Source organism: Haloarcula sp. R1-2, from assembly GCF_011627385.1.
GTDB lineage: Archaea > Halobacteriota > Halobacteria > Halobacteriales > Haloarculaceae > Haloarcula > Haloarcula marismortui.
In genome coordinates this window covers 1,235,101-1,247,986 of record NZ_JAANTG010000001.1, presented here as the reverse complement: position 1 = coordinate 1,247,986, position 12,886 = coordinate 1,235,101, and the positions used below count along the sequence as shown (strand labels likewise).

Here is a 12,886-nt window from a genome sequence, read left to right as displayed (position 1 = left end):
TGTGTGCTTGAGTTGCGACGGCATATCAACGTTTTACTCTGACTGTCTCGACGATGTCGGCCTCAAACGGCGGTTCCGTCGCGTCTCAGGCCGTGTGTGCGTCGACGGCGTCCTGAATCTCGCTCCAGACCTCGTCGGGTGTCTGCTCGCCGTCGATGGCGACGAAGCCGTCGTGGTCCCCGTAGTGGTCGATGACCGGTGCGGTGTTGTCGTCGAACACGTCCAGTCGGTTGCGGACGGACTCCTCGTTGTCGTCGTCGCGCTGGATGAGGTCGCCGCCGCATTCGTCACAGACACCGTCTTCCTCGGGCTGATTGAACTCGACGTGGTAGTTCGTGCCGCAGTCGTCACAAACCCGCCGGCCCGTGAGTCGGTCGACCAGTTCCTCCCGCGAGACATCGAGCGAGAGGATCACGTCGAGGTCGGTCATCCCTTCCAGTTCTTCGGCCTGTTCGAGGTTACGCGGATAGCCGTCGAGCACGAACCCGTCAGCCTGTGAGAGGGCTTCGTCGACGATAGCGTTAACTACCGCGTCCGGCACGAGGTCGCCCGCTTCCATGTACTCACGGGGCGTGTCGTACTCGGTGTCCATGTCGCTGATATCCATGTCCTTGTTCGCCCGAAGGGCGTCACCGGTCGTGATGTGTTCGACGCCGTACGCTTCGGCGAGGTTGGCGCTCTGGGTTCCTTTGCCGGCTCCCGGCGGCCCGACAATCAGGATTCGTGGATTCGACATAGTCAGGGTTTCCAAGGGGTCGGTTAAATGGTTGTCCAAATCACGCTGGCGGGTCACGCTGCCGCCACCCAAAGGCGTGTAGGCGTCCCGGGCCAACACAGAATAATGCTTGAACCCGGCGCGCCGGCCCCCGACATCAGCGCACAGAATCAGTTCGGTGAGACTGTCTCGCCCGACTTCGATGCGCCGACCGTGCTGTACTTCTATCCCGAAGATTTCACTGGCGGCTGTACCATCGAGGCTCGGGATTTCCAAGAACAGCTCCCGCAGTTCCGCGAGGGAGGCATCACCGTCTACGGCGTTTCGATGGACGATGTGGCGACCCACGACGAGTTCGCCGAGGAGGAAGGCCTGCTGTATGACCTGCTGGCCGACCCCGACGGAACCGTGGCCAAAGCGTTCGGTCTGGACACGAGCGGCGGCCGGACGGCCCGCCGGACGTTCGTGCTGGCCGACGCCGAAGTGAAGTCCGTCTACGACCCGGATCTCTCGGACCCCGACGGGCACGCCGAGGCAGTGCTCCGGGACGTTCGTAACGAGTTCGTCCAGGGCGGCTGACCTGCCTTTCGTCTTCGGCTTCTTGGTTTGAGTATCTGCCCGACCACGTCTCGCAGTCGAGGACTGGCGCGCTACTGCTGGTCGTCCGGCGGGTCCCGTGCCGGTAAATAGAAAAAGACGGCGTTCCCGTCACCGCTCCGCTCGAATCGGAGTTCACCGCCGAGAGACTCAATACACCACTTCATCACGAACAGGCCGACGCCAGTACCGTGCGCCGTTTCTGTGGCCTGCGTCGGGTCGAAGAGCGCGCTGATCTCCGTATCTGGAATCGGGGGGTTCGAATCGCGAATGCAGATCTCCACTCGGCCGGTGTTCGGTGACGGACCGACGGATACCTCGACTGACGGGGTGACAGCCTTACTGTGAATGATTGCGTTCTCGATGGCGTGGGTGAGTGCGTATGTGAATGCGTCATTGCTGTCTACCCACAGCTCTGCCCGTTCGGTAACGGTAATCTCTGAAGTAGGGTAGTCGGTCAGGATGGTGTTCACGACACCTCGTACCCTGCGCGTGACGTGACAGCGGGTGTAGTCTGTGCCGGGGCGCGCGACTGCCCGTTCGATCTGCTTGACGGATTCGACGATGTTCGTGAGGTTTTCGACGCGAGACCGAATCGTCTTGCTGGCGTCCCGCACGGCCTCAGTCCCGGCCGAAGCTGTGATACGGGCTGTGTTTCCGGCGATGACTGTCGCTTCGTTCCGCAGGTTGTGTCGCAGTATCCGCCAGAGGAGCTCCTCGCGGTGGTGTGTCTCGAAGTACTCCGTGATGTCACGGATCTCCGCACAGACGTACGTCCTCCCGGACACGACCCGCTCCGAGAGGTGAATCCGGGCCCAGATGAGCTCGCCGTCCGCCCGTTTGATCCGCCACGTGAACTGGCGCGACCTGCCTGCGGCGCTGTCTTGCAACCGGGACCTGAAATCGGCGACAGAGTGGACGAATGTGTTTGCGGTGTACTCGCTGATCGACCGCTCGCGCAACTCCGAAACTGAGTATCCGAATATCTCTGCTAGCCGTTCGTTGCCGTCCAGAATAGCACCACTGTCGGGGTCGTACAGTGCGATACCGATGTTGAGCGCGTCGTATGCTGCTGGAAGCGCGTGCCCCGTCTGAGATGCCATTGACATTCAGGTAGCGCGGCGAGACGCCTTGCTGTTACTAATAGCAGTACATAGTGCTATAACGCGGTACAGACGTCTCATCGCCCGACGGGGGTATCTCTCTTCGTCGACGACTGACCGCGTGCGGGATGAACAGCCCGGTCTTCTCGCTGATCCCCCGGCACGATATGGAACGAAGTAGTCCCTGTCATCCCCGGTGCACCCACACCGCCTGCATACCGGCCAAGTGCCCCAATCCCACCTGTAGACACCGCTGACGAGATGCTCCTTCCCGCTTTTCCGCGACTGCCTTCGAAACGGACCTGTCCGCTAGTCGCGGAGCGTACCGTCGCGGACCTGCGGACGGTCTCAGAACACTTCAGCGCCGCCGCCGATACGTGTCTGGTACACCCGGGCGTCGACCCCGCGCTCGCCGAAGGCGTCGAGCATCGTGCTCGCAATCTTTCGGCGGTCTTCCTCAGCACACGCGGCGATGACTGTCGGGCCGGCCCCGGAGATAGTGACGCCGGTGGCACCAGCCGACAGCGCGGCTTCACGAACCTGTTCGTAGCCGTCGATGAGCTTCGCGCGGGCCGGCGTCACCACGGTGTCGTGCATCCCCTGGCCGACGAGTTCGGGGTCGCCGCGGTGCATCCCGGTCGTTAGCGCCGCGGCGTTACCCACTGTCTCTACCATCTGGTCGACGCGGGCGGTCTCCGGGACGACGTTACGCGCGTCCCGCGTCGAAACCACGATATCGGGCAGACACGCCACGAGCGGGATGTCGGCGTCGACCTGCGTGACGCCCTTGTCGGTTGCGATGGTGAACCCGCCCATGATCGAGGGGGCGACGTTGTCGTCGTGGGCGTCTCCGGAGACAACAGCCTCGCCCTTGGCGGCGATGGGGACCAGTTCCTCGCGGGAGTAGCCGCGGTCGTACAGTTCGTTCAGCCCAACGGCCGCTGCGGCGGCGCTGGCCGCGGAGGAGCCAAGCCCTGATGCGGGACGGACACCTTTATCTATCTGAATGCGTGCCGGCGCGTCAAGTGCGTCAGCGACCGCGCCGACGGTGTTCTTGTCGGGGTCCTCCGGGATGTACTGGCTGCCAGCACCGGTTACGTCGATGGTCACCCGGTCAGCTTTCTCCAGACGGACAACGTCGGCCGGACGCTCCAGTGCAACGCCGAACACGTCGAAGCCGCTCCCGAGGTTCGCACTGGTAGCCGGCGCCCGGACTGTCAGCATGCCTGCGAATTTCAGCAGTGTAGGCAAAAAGGTAGCGAACCGACACTGTGGCCGTTTCCCAGTACTGAGAACGCGGCCCAAAGGCATAATGCTGGGAAACCTGACGTTGGGATAGGTATTGCTATGGATGTCGACATTGCAACGGTCGCCATCCTCGGGAACGCGGGTGGAGCGCTCGTCGGTTTCGTAGTTGCGGTTATTGCCACCCGACACCGGGATGTCCCCGGTGCTCGCCAGTACGGCTGGCTCGCACTGGCTGGTGGGTGCTGGTGTGCTGTCTCTCTTTGGCGAGTTGTCGCTACCAACCCCACCGTCGCAGAAACGGTGTACGTGCTGGCACGAACCACTTCGGCACAGCTACTCGGGCTCTGGGCCGTTTTCGTGCTCGTCTACACTGGCCGGCGCTCGTGGCTTCGCCCGACCCGTCTCGTTCCCCTTTTGCTTGCGGCGAATGCAGACGTGCTGCTACTGCTTTTTGGCCAGGGTCGCTTCGTCGAAGCCATCCCCATCACCCAGAGCGGCGTGACGCTGTTCGCCGTGCAACGTGGGGCCGCCTACACGACGACGCTTGCAATCTCTTACATCCCGTTATTTGTCGGCTATGCTCTCCTGATCGAGTTCTTGTTCCGGTCACAGAACCTCTATCGGCGGCAGACAGCGACAATCCTCATTGGAACCATCCTCCCGGTACTCGCCGCCGTACTGTATGATTTCGGCTACACGCCACATCCGGCCATCGACTTTACGCCGGTGGCGTTCTCGATCAACGCGGCACTCGTCGGCTGGGTCCTGTTCGAAGACGAGTCGCTATCGGTAAGAACGGTGTCGGGTGACGGCCTCGTCGACAATCTCCCCGACCCGGTCATCGCTCTCAACGACGACTGTGTTATTATCGATTACAACGCCGCGGCGGCCAGCGCGCTAGATCATCCAGAGCCTGATGGGGAGTCACTCGACGACCTTGCCCCGGATCTCGTTGGCCACATTGAGCGCGGCGAGGTGTTCTCGTTCGGGGATTCGTTCACCTACTATAACCCACAGACGACGAGTCTCACCGACCAATCCGGGACGGAACGCGGTCGCCTCGTCGTGCTCAGGGACGTCACCGGACAGCAGCGCCGGCAGGACCGACTCGAAGCGCTACAGGCCGCGACCCAGCAGTTCATCGAGGCAGAGACAGCCGAAGCGGTTGCGGAGATGGCCGTCGAGTTCGCAACTGCCGTGCTCGACCAGAACGCGGCGGGCGTGTTCCTCGAAGAGGATAGCGTTCTTGAACCGGCCGTCATCAGCGAGACGATCGAAAATAACGTTGAGGAAGAACTGCTATACGGGTCACCGACTGACAGGCCCGAAAGCAAACTCTGGCAGACGTACGAAACCGGTGAGATACAGACTGTCTCGCTGGAGCAGGACGGACTTGACCCGCTCGACAACGCCCTCATGCTGCCACTTGGCTCCCACGGCGTGATGGCGATCACCGCATACGGCAGCACCTTCGCCACGGAGGACAGGCGATACGCTGCGATTCTCGCACAGACGACGCAGGTCGCCCTCGATCAGGTCGAGCGCGAGCGCGAACTCCGCCAGAGCCGGAGTTCGGTCAAGCGACGCCGCGAACAGATAGAGTTCTTCAACGGCATCCTCAGACACTCGCTGCACAACGCGATGGTCGTCATCCGCGGCCGCGCGGAGCACATCAGGGATGATGTCCCGTCATCAAAACAGCGCCATCTCGACAGCATCAGCGACTGGTGTGGGACGCTCACAGAGATGAGCGAAACGATCCGGGATATCAACAACACGGTGACAGCAAGCGAAGCCGAGCGGCTGGACACCGTCGATCTTAACGTCACACTCCGGCGCTCAATTGAGTCGCTCCGAGTCGAGTACGATTCGGTATCGGTCTCCTGCGAACTGGACGGTGAGTACAGCGTGCAGGCGAATGAGTTGCTCGAAGAGGTCCTCCTGAGCATCCTCCGGAACGCGGTCGACCACAACAACGCCGACACCCCGCAGGTAACCGTCTCGGTCCAGCAGGCCGGCGACTGGCTGCAAGTCCGCATCGCTGACGACGGCCCCGGTATGAGCGATGAATTAAAGACGAAAGTGTTTGAGCGCGGGCTCTCACCCGACCAGACCGCCGACGGGTTCGGCCTCTACTTCGTCTCGGTCATGATGGAGCTGTACGGCGGGACGCTCTGGTTCGAAGACAACCGCCCGACGGGGACGATCGCTGTGCTCGAACTCCAGCAGGCGGTGACGTCCAGCAAAGCCGGCGACGACCCCCAGTATGACGCTCCCGAGACGGCGGCGACCGAAGCACAAACTAAATCCCACAACCGCTGATAGGTCGGGGTATGATTGGCGTCGTCGGTGGCGGTATCGCCGGCCTCTCGGCAGCGTACCGGCTCCAGCAACGCGGCCACGAGGTCCGTGTGTTCGAAGCGAGTGAGGATCTGGGCGGCCTGGCAGCGACCTACGAGACGGCCGGGGATCCAATCGAGAAGTTCTACCACCACCTCTCGAAATCCGAGGAGACCATCGTCGAACTCGCCGAGGACCTGGGCCTCGGTGACGCGGTCGAGTGGCATATCGGGGAGAACGCCTACTACGTCGACGGCGTCGTCCACCCCATGGACAAGCCCTGGGAAATCCTCACGTACCCGCACCTCTCGCTGTACGATACGTTCCGGCTGGGGATGCTGGTCCTCGACATCGATGTTCGCGGCGGCATCCCGTCGTTCGACACCTACGAGCGACTGGAGGATTTCGAGGACGTGCCTATCGAGGAGTTCGTCGTCGAACACACCACACGGGGCGTCTACGAGAACTTTTTCGAGCCGCTGCTCGATGCGAAGTTCGGCGACCGGAAAGACGACGTGAGCGCGGCGTGGCTCCTCGGACGGGTCAAGTTCCGCGGCGAGCGGGACATCCTGAACGGCGAGATCCTGGGCTACTTCGACGGCGGGTTCGGCCGGTTGCTCGACGCGCTGGTCGACGCCGTCGGCCGCAAAAATATCTCCACGGGAACGCGCGTGACCGAGGTCGATACGAGCGGCGGGACCGTCTCGTCGTTGACGGCCACGGACGGAACCGAGACGACAGGTCACGATGTCGACAGCGTCGTCGTCGCGACGATGCCGAATGTGCTGGAAGCCCTGACCGGCTACACCTGCGACATCGATTTCCAGGGGACAGTATGCTCGGTTATTAGCATGGACGAACCCTTGCTTGATACGTACTGGCTGAACATCGCCGACGACGCTCCCTTCGGCGCGCTTATCGAGCACACGAACTTCGTCTCCGCGGAGCGGTACGGCGGCGAGCATCTGCTGTACGTCGCTCGCTACATTCAGGACGAATCCGAAGCCATCTGGCAACAGACCGACGACGAGGTCGCCGAGACGTGGCTGCAGGGCATCGAATCCCTCTTTCCCGAATTCGACCGCGACGCCGTCAACTGGATTCGGACGGGGCGCAACCCCCGGACGGCCCCGGTCTACGAGCGTGGCTATCTTGACATGGTCATTCCGTACGATCTGGGCGATGCCGTCGCGGACGGCCTCTACTACGCCGGGATGGCCTCGCGTGCCCAGTACCCGGAGCGCTCGCTCAACGGGGGTATCGTCGCGGGCTTCGAGTGCGCCGACCGCATCGCCCGCGACCCGTTAGTGGCGACGAAAACCGACGAGTCGCCGCTTTCGGAAGCCCAACGCTGAGGGCTTTGCTGCCCGAGTCGATATCCTACGCTCCGGCCATATGTTGGCTGCCCCTTCTGATTACGGCTGATACAGCGAAAAACAGGCCTCCGACCGTCGATCGGCTCAGTCGCCGGCCGCGCTTTCCACGTCGTCCTCGTCGATGACCGGCGCGTCGGTCGGGCTCACGTCGTCCGGTTCCTCGCGGCCGCCACCGACGACCATCTCGCCGTCCTCGGTTTCGACGTAGACGTCGTCAGCAAAGCCACCGACGGCGTGGGGGTGTTCCGGCTCGTCCAGTCGCTCTGGCGTCGACGGCGCGTCGGTGACGCCGCTGGCCGGCCGGAACGTCCCGAGCGGGTCGTCGATGGTGATGCTGTGCGTGTCGAAGAAGTCCGCGTACCGCTCGTAGTGGGCTTCGAGTTCGTCGGCCGGGAACTCCATCATCTCCGTCCAGCCGTGGTTGTAGAAGTCAAAGTTCGCCTGAATGTGGGTTATCTCCCGGGCCTCCGCTTCCGAGTAATCTGCCTTGAGCGCGGCCACGTAGGTGTCCATCGTGGCGTCGAAAAAATCATCGAGGTGGTCGCGCCGCTCCTCCCGGTGTGCCTCGTCGGCCTTCCCGAGGAAGATTTTGGTGTGGAGTTTCACCAGCCCGTAGTTGGCCACCGACCGGACGCCGGGTGTGGTCAGCGCCTTCTTGCTCGCCCAGTGGCGCGGGTTCTGGTAGATTTTCATTTCAACCACGAATACGGGCCCCAGCGTCTTCAAATCCCCGACTATCGGTGTGCTCAGCGCGCTATCGAAAACGATACGCAGATAGCAATCCACATTAGGCCTGATTTCGTACCGGCCGTACATGAGCACGTCGCACGTAATCATCGGTGACGGCATCGCGGGTGCGTCCGCAGCCGAGACAATCCGGGAAGCGGACCCGGACGCGTCGGTCACAGTCCTGACCGACGAGGGGGAGGCACTGTACAACCGGATCCTCATCAAGGAGTTCGCCAAGGGGAAGCTGCCGGAAGCGCCGATCTCGATCCACGAGCCGGAGTGGTACGACGAGCGCGACATCGACCTGCAGCTGAACACCCACGTGACGGACATCGATCCAGATGCCCACGAGATACAGACCCACGAGGGGGACACCTACGAATACGACAAGCTGCTGGTGGCCACGGGTGGGACGCCGGCACAGGTTCCGGTCGAGAACAGTGACGCCGACGGCATCCACCACTTCTGGACGTTCCAGGATGCACGTGGCATCCGTGAGCACGCCGACGAGGCCGACCAGGGTATCATCGTCGGGGCTGGACTGCTCGGCATCGACCTCGCGGCGGTCTGTGCCGCACAGGAAATCGACGCGAAGTACCTGATGCGTGGCAACCGCTGGTGGCGCTACGCGCTCTCGGAGGAGGGCGCAGAGATCATCCACGAGGCCCTCGAAGAGAACGGTGTCGAACCCGTCTTCGAATCCGGCGTCGACCACTTCGAAGTCGACGACGACGGCACGGTCACCGGTGCGGTCGACCCCGATGGCAACCACTACGAGGGCGAGTGGGCCGGCGTCGCTATCGGCCTCGATTTCAACACCGAGTTCCTCAACGGGACCGGACTCGAACTCGACGACGGCGTCGTCGTCGACGAGTACATGCAGACCAACGTCGAGGACATCTACGCCGCGGGTGACCTCACCCAGTTCTACGACACCATCCTCGACTCTCAGGCGCAAAACGGCGCGTGGGGTTCAGCCAAGGAGCAGGGGTCAGTCGCCGGGACGAACATGGTCGCGGACGCCGAGGAAAAGGAGTTCCGCTGGGTCTCCTCGTACTCCATCACGCACTTTGACTTCCCGTTCCTTTCCTTCGGTCATCCGACCCGTGGCGACGACGAAGCCGAACGGAAGTACTCCGACAGCGAGTGGCGGCGGCTCGCCTTCGAGGACGGACAGCTCGTTGGTGGCGTGCTGATCGGCGACCTCTCACAGCAGTCGGCGTTCAAACAGCTCATCCGCGAGGAGCGTCAGGTCGCCGACAAGAAGGAACTGCTGCTGGAGAAGGAAGTGGACCTCGAAGAAGTGAAGGCGCAGACGCCCGCGCCGGCCGAATAAGGCCAGCCGACACCGATATTTTTACTCACTGCGGACGTAATGACGCGTATGCGTCACGCCCTTTCCCGCGTCGTTGCCTGGCTCACCCGTCGTAGCGACCAGTCGGGTGAGGCAGACGACACAGGCGATGACAGCGGCAGCTTCACCGGCTCGCGGCTCGATGGGTCGGTCAATCAGGGGCACGGTCAGAGCAACCCACGGGCCGCCAGCGAGATGGCGGCGGTCCAAGCGGAGGCCGACCGTCTTACACAGGCGGACCAGCATCACGAGTAACTGCCGGCGGGAGAACGACGCTCTTTTTTCGCCCTAAAGCGGAGAGTCGCGTATGGATGGCGGCAGCGGCGATATGACCCTCGCGTTCGACCTCGACGCCCTCAAGCAACTGGCCTACCCTGACAGCGTGTTCAACGACGCGCGCCAGTGGTCCGAGTACGTCGGCGTCATCTCCGAACAGCCCACCTACGTCGTAACCAACTTCACCCGGAAACACCGGATCAGACAGGACTTCTTCTCCGGGCCGCGCGGCCGCGAGGAGAGTCTCGAAAACGTCAAAGAGCAGTTCGACACCGACCGGCACGTCTTTGTCGGTGCGGACGACGAGGACGCCGACCTCGCCGAGGCGGCGGGCTGGGAGTACCTCCCAGTCACGCAGGCTGCGGAAGCGGCCGACTGGAACCTCGGCGACCCGGAGACACCGGACGCAACGACCGACGAGGACGAGGCGCGCGACGACTGGCCGTAAGCGGCACAGTCCCGCCGTCGGCGGGTATCTACGATTCGACTAGTTTTATATTTTCCCGGAGAGCGACTGAAGATATGGCCCTCCAGATCGGCCGTGCCTTCCAGGACGGTATTGATGAACTACTCAGCGAACGTGGGGCGATGTTTGCCGGCGTATTCATCGTCTATGGATTGCTCAGCTCTGTTGTCTGGGCGTCACTTTCGCAGGCGTTCACAGAACTGTTTCTGGGGCGACTGCCGAGCGATGCACAGGTAAATCAGGCAGCAATGGCTGGGGGTACCCCACTGGCACTCGACCTGCCGCTTGCAGTTGCTGGCGTCGGTGCGCTCGTGTTGCTTATCCTCAATGAGGCGCTGAACATCGTCGCAATCCGTGCCTTTGCCAGTGATGACCGCGAACCGATTCCCGACAATGTGGGCCGACGGCTCGGGAGGACCGTTGTGGTCGCGATCGCAGCCGGCATCCTCACCACTATCGCAGTGGGTATCGGCCTCATTCTACTCATCATCCCCGGACTGGTGTTTGGACTCCTGTTCTTCTTTGTCCGACAGGAGATTGCACTGAACGACAGCGGCGTTATCGAATCAATTAGCAACAGTGTCAGCGTCGTCACCGACAACCTCCTCGCCACGTTCGTTCTGGCTATTGTGCTCGTGGTGCTTGGATTCGTTCTCGGAGGTGCCGTCAGCTTCCTCCCGATCTCGTTGCCGCCGATGGTGTTGGCGACAGTCTCTACTGTCTTCTCAAGTGTCGTCAGCGTCTTCTCAATCGCTGTGACGACTGTCGCGTACCTCCAAGCAACGGGGTCCAGCTACACACAGGATACAGAGTCCATCGGCGGGCTCTAACCCGCTGTAGTCCGTATCGCGGCCTTTAACCACGCGAGCGACCAATCACGGGTAATGGCTGAACCGCGCGTGCCCGGTGGGCGCGAGTCCGAACTCGAACTGGCCTGTGGCGAACTCGTCGACACGCATGACCTCCATCTGGGGATGCGGGAGTTCGCGTGTGACTGCGGGCAGACTCACGGCGTCGTGCTTGACCCGCACCCGCTGGCACGGTTCGTGCCGGAGTTTCTCACCGAGGTGCTACACGCGACTATCGAGACCAACGACGACTACGATGAGTTCACCACCGTCCACCTGATGGGCGTCGTCATGGAGGAGTTCCCCGAGAAGGTCGTCGCCGCCGACACCAGCGAGGACGGGTCAGTTGGCTTCTCGCTGGCATGGGTGAGTGACTTCGATTCCCGCCGTCTTCACGAAATCGTCGTCGAACTGCTCGTGGAACTGATGGAACACGCTATCAGCCACGCCGAGGACGACGACGTGATGGCGGAGTTCGAGGAGCAGATGCTCCAGTTCGATGTTGACGCATTTGTCGAACAGTACCGCGACGAGCGAAACTTCGACGGCCGGTCGGACACCGCCATCTGAGGCCGACTGCGACCTGAGTACTTAGTGGGTCTGGCTCGCACACCCATGCATGGCGGGTCGTGTGGTAATCCTGCTTGTCCTCTTGCTTTTTGCGGGCTGTGGAGCCTTCGGCGGGGCGGAGCGACAGACGGTGACCCCAGTTCCGGTGCCCGAGCAGTCACAGGACGACCGGGCCAACCCCGCCGTGACCGAGGACGCTGTCGACGCCAGGCGACTCGCGGCGGCCCACCGGCGCGCGACGCGGAATCGCTCGTACGTGCTGGGAATGCGGTTGTCGCTGGAATGGGGGACACAAATCGTCAGTCTCGTCGTCGAAGACAGGTATCGCTACCAGTTCCGAACCGAAATCATCAACAAGAATTACACCAAGCAGGTGTACACCAACCGGAACCGACGCTATGTCTACGACGAGCGAGCACAGGGAGCCTGGACCGCAACGCGGCGGCCAACCCCGGTCAGCGGGGTACTCGACCCCGACCCCGCTCGACTCATCGAAGCCTACCTCGCCACGAACGTCAGCGTCGACCGTCCGAGGGACGACTGTGACTCCTGCAGCGTGACGCTCATGGCTACGGACCCGCCGGCGGCGTTTGAACCGGCCGATAATTACAGCGTGCAGGCGACTGTCCGGCCGGACGGCCTCGTCCAGTCGCTCACCGTCTCGTACTGGGACCGCTCCAGAAAGGCCCCGGTAAGCTACGAAATCCGGTACTCCGCGGTTGGCGATACAACCGTCTCCCGACCGGCGTGGGTCCGAAAGCGCTGGGGGAACGCGACAGACAGCGACCCTGAACTGTCCGACAGCCAGTGACACGCCGCCGTCGGTTGATTTCCCGAAATCAGCCGTCTGACTGTTGTCTGACGGTGTTATATGGTGGAAGCGGTGCTGTAACTGTGTATGGCTATGCGTGAGGGAGAGTTCGGGCGCATCCTGACAGTGCTCGAAGAAGCCGATGTCAACGGCACACTGACGGCACGCGAAATCTGTGACCTGCTCGAAGAACACGACGAGGCGTTCGGGAGCGCCCACCGTGTTGCCACAGTCCTTGGTCGTCGTGCTCAGTCCGGCGAGGTCGAGGTTATTCAGGGCCAGCCCTACCGGTATCGCGTTCCCGACCGCGACAACTGACCGTTCTCAGCGCCGCTACCGTCTGTCTGCTATACCGAGACTCGTCTGTGAGAGTGCTGACTATGTGACGCAGACGCATTACGATATTCGAAATTAGGCTTCGAGCTTCGCATTGTTTCGCCGGGCTTATTACGA

14 protein-coding genes are annotated in these 12,886 nt (G+C 62.3%); 10 read left to right on the top strand and 4 right to left on the bottom strand.

From position 1 onward, the window contains the following. Nucleotides 1–85: 85 nt before the first annotated feature. A complete protein-coding gene (locus G9C82_RS06295) occupies nucleotides 86–736 on the bottom strand; it encodes an adenylate kinase (RefSeq protein WP_127013641.1) in 651 nt (216 codons plus the stop codon). A 105-nt stretch (nucleotides 737–841) separates the two neighbouring features. Here G9C82_RS06295 and G9C82_RS06290 point away from each other — a divergent pair, with 105 nt between their 5' ends. Further along, a complete protein-coding gene (locus G9C82_RS06290; protein ID WP_007189102.1) occupies nucleotides 842–1,294 on the top strand; it encodes a peroxiredoxin in 453 nt (150 codons plus the stop codon). Nucleotides 1,295–1,365: 71 nt separating this feature from the next. Here G9C82_RS06290 and G9C82_RS06285 read toward each other — a convergent pair whose 3' ends face one another. After that, complete coding sequence (locus tag G9C82_RS06285) at nucleotides 1,366–2,415, bottom strand: PAS domain-containing sensor histidine kinase (RefSeq protein ID WP_127013640.1); 1,050 nt, start codon at nucleotides 2,413–2,415, stop codon at nucleotides 1,366–1,368. A 348-nt stretch (nucleotides 2,416–2,763) separates the two neighbouring features. Then, nucleotides 2,764–3,639 (bottom strand): homoserine kinase, encoded by an 876-nt coding sequence (locus G9C82_RS06280; protein ID WP_127013639.1) that lies wholly within the window; start codon nucleotides 3,637–3,639, stop codon nucleotides 2,764–2,766. Nucleotides 3,640–3,762: 123 nt separating this feature from the next. Between G9C82_RS06280 and G9C82_RS06275 the strand changes: the two genes are divergently transcribed. Continuing rightward, nucleotides 3,763–5,985, top strand: a complete 2,223-nt coding sequence (locus G9C82_RS06275) for a histidine kinase N-terminal 7TM domain-containing protein (protein WP_127013638.1) — start codon at nucleotides 3,763–3,765, stop codon at nucleotides 5,983–5,985. Nucleotides 5,986–5,996: 11 nt separating this feature from the next. After that, nucleotides 5,997–7,358 carry an NAD(P)/FAD-dependent oxidoreductase gene (locus G9C82_RS06270; RefSeq protein WP_127013637.1) on the top strand — a complete coding sequence of 454 codons (1,362 nt, stop codon included), beginning with the start codon at nucleotides 5,997–5,999 and terminating at the stop codon, nucleotides 7,356–7,358. Between the two features lie 105 nt (nucleotides 7,359–7,463). On the opposite strand, the gene G9C82_RS06265 is transcribed toward G9C82_RS06270, so the two are convergent. Beyond that, nucleotides 7,464–8,072, bottom strand: coding sequence for a DUF6149 family protein (locus G9C82_RS06265; protein ID WP_127013636.1), 609 nt, complete (start codon nucleotides 8,070–8,072; stop codon nucleotides 7,464–7,466). A gap of 121 nt (nucleotides 8,073–8,193) precedes the next feature. On the opposite strand from G9C82_RS06265, the gene G9C82_RS06260 reads away from it, so the two are divergent. The 7 genes from G9C82_RS06260 to G9C82_RS06230 all read left to right on the top strand — a co-directional run bounded on the left by G9C82_RS06260 (nucleotide 8,194) and on the right by G9C82_RS06230 (nucleotide 12,751). Next, nucleotides 8,194–9,444: an NAD(P)/FAD-dependent oxidoreductase gene (locus tag G9C82_RS06260; RefSeq protein WP_127013635.1), complete on the top strand. Its 1,251-nt coding sequence runs from the start codon at nucleotides 8,194–8,196 to the stop codon at nucleotides 9,442–9,444. 48 nt (nucleotides 9,445–9,492) lie between these two features. After that, nucleotides 9,493–9,717 carry a hypothetical protein gene (locus G9C82_RS06255; RefSeq protein WP_127013634.1) on the top strand — a complete coding sequence of 75 codons (225 nt, stop codon included), beginning with the start codon at nucleotides 9,493–9,495 and terminating at the stop codon, nucleotides 9,715–9,717. 52 nt (nucleotides 9,718–9,769) lie between these two features. Next, complete coding sequence (locus G9C82_RS06250; RefSeq protein ID WP_127013633.1) at nucleotides 9,770–10,186, top strand: hypothetical protein; 417 nt, start codon at nucleotides 9,770–9,772, stop codon at nucleotides 10,184–10,186. 74 nt (nucleotides 10,187–10,260) lie between these two features. After that, nucleotides 10,261–11,034 carry a hypothetical protein gene (locus G9C82_RS06245; protein ID WP_004963969.1) on the top strand — a complete coding sequence of 258 codons (774 nt, stop codon included), beginning with the start codon at nucleotides 10,261–10,263 and terminating at the stop codon, nucleotides 11,032–11,034. Between the two features lie 54 nt (nucleotides 11,035–11,088). Further along, on the top strand, nucleotides 11,089–11,622 hold the full coding sequence (locus G9C82_RS06240; protein ID WP_011224755.1) for a DUF5815 family protein: 534 nt from the start codon (nucleotides 11,089–11,091) through the stop codon (nucleotides 11,620–11,622). Nucleotides 11,623–11,671: 49 nt separating this feature from the next. Then, the gene (locus G9C82_RS06235) at nucleotides 11,672–12,433 is read left to right on the top strand and encodes a hypothetical protein (RefSeq protein ID WP_127013632.1); all 762 of its coding nucleotides are present in this window, start codon (nucleotides 11,672–11,674) and stop codon (nucleotides 12,431–12,433) included. Nucleotides 12,434–12,520: 87 nt separating this feature from the next. Further along, nucleotides 12,521–12,751: a hypothetical protein gene (locus G9C82_RS06230; protein ID WP_004963957.1), complete on the top strand. Its 231-nt coding sequence runs from the start codon at nucleotides 12,521–12,523 to the stop codon at nucleotides 12,749–12,751. The last annotated feature ends 135 nt before the right edge of the window (nucleotides 12,752–12,886 follow it).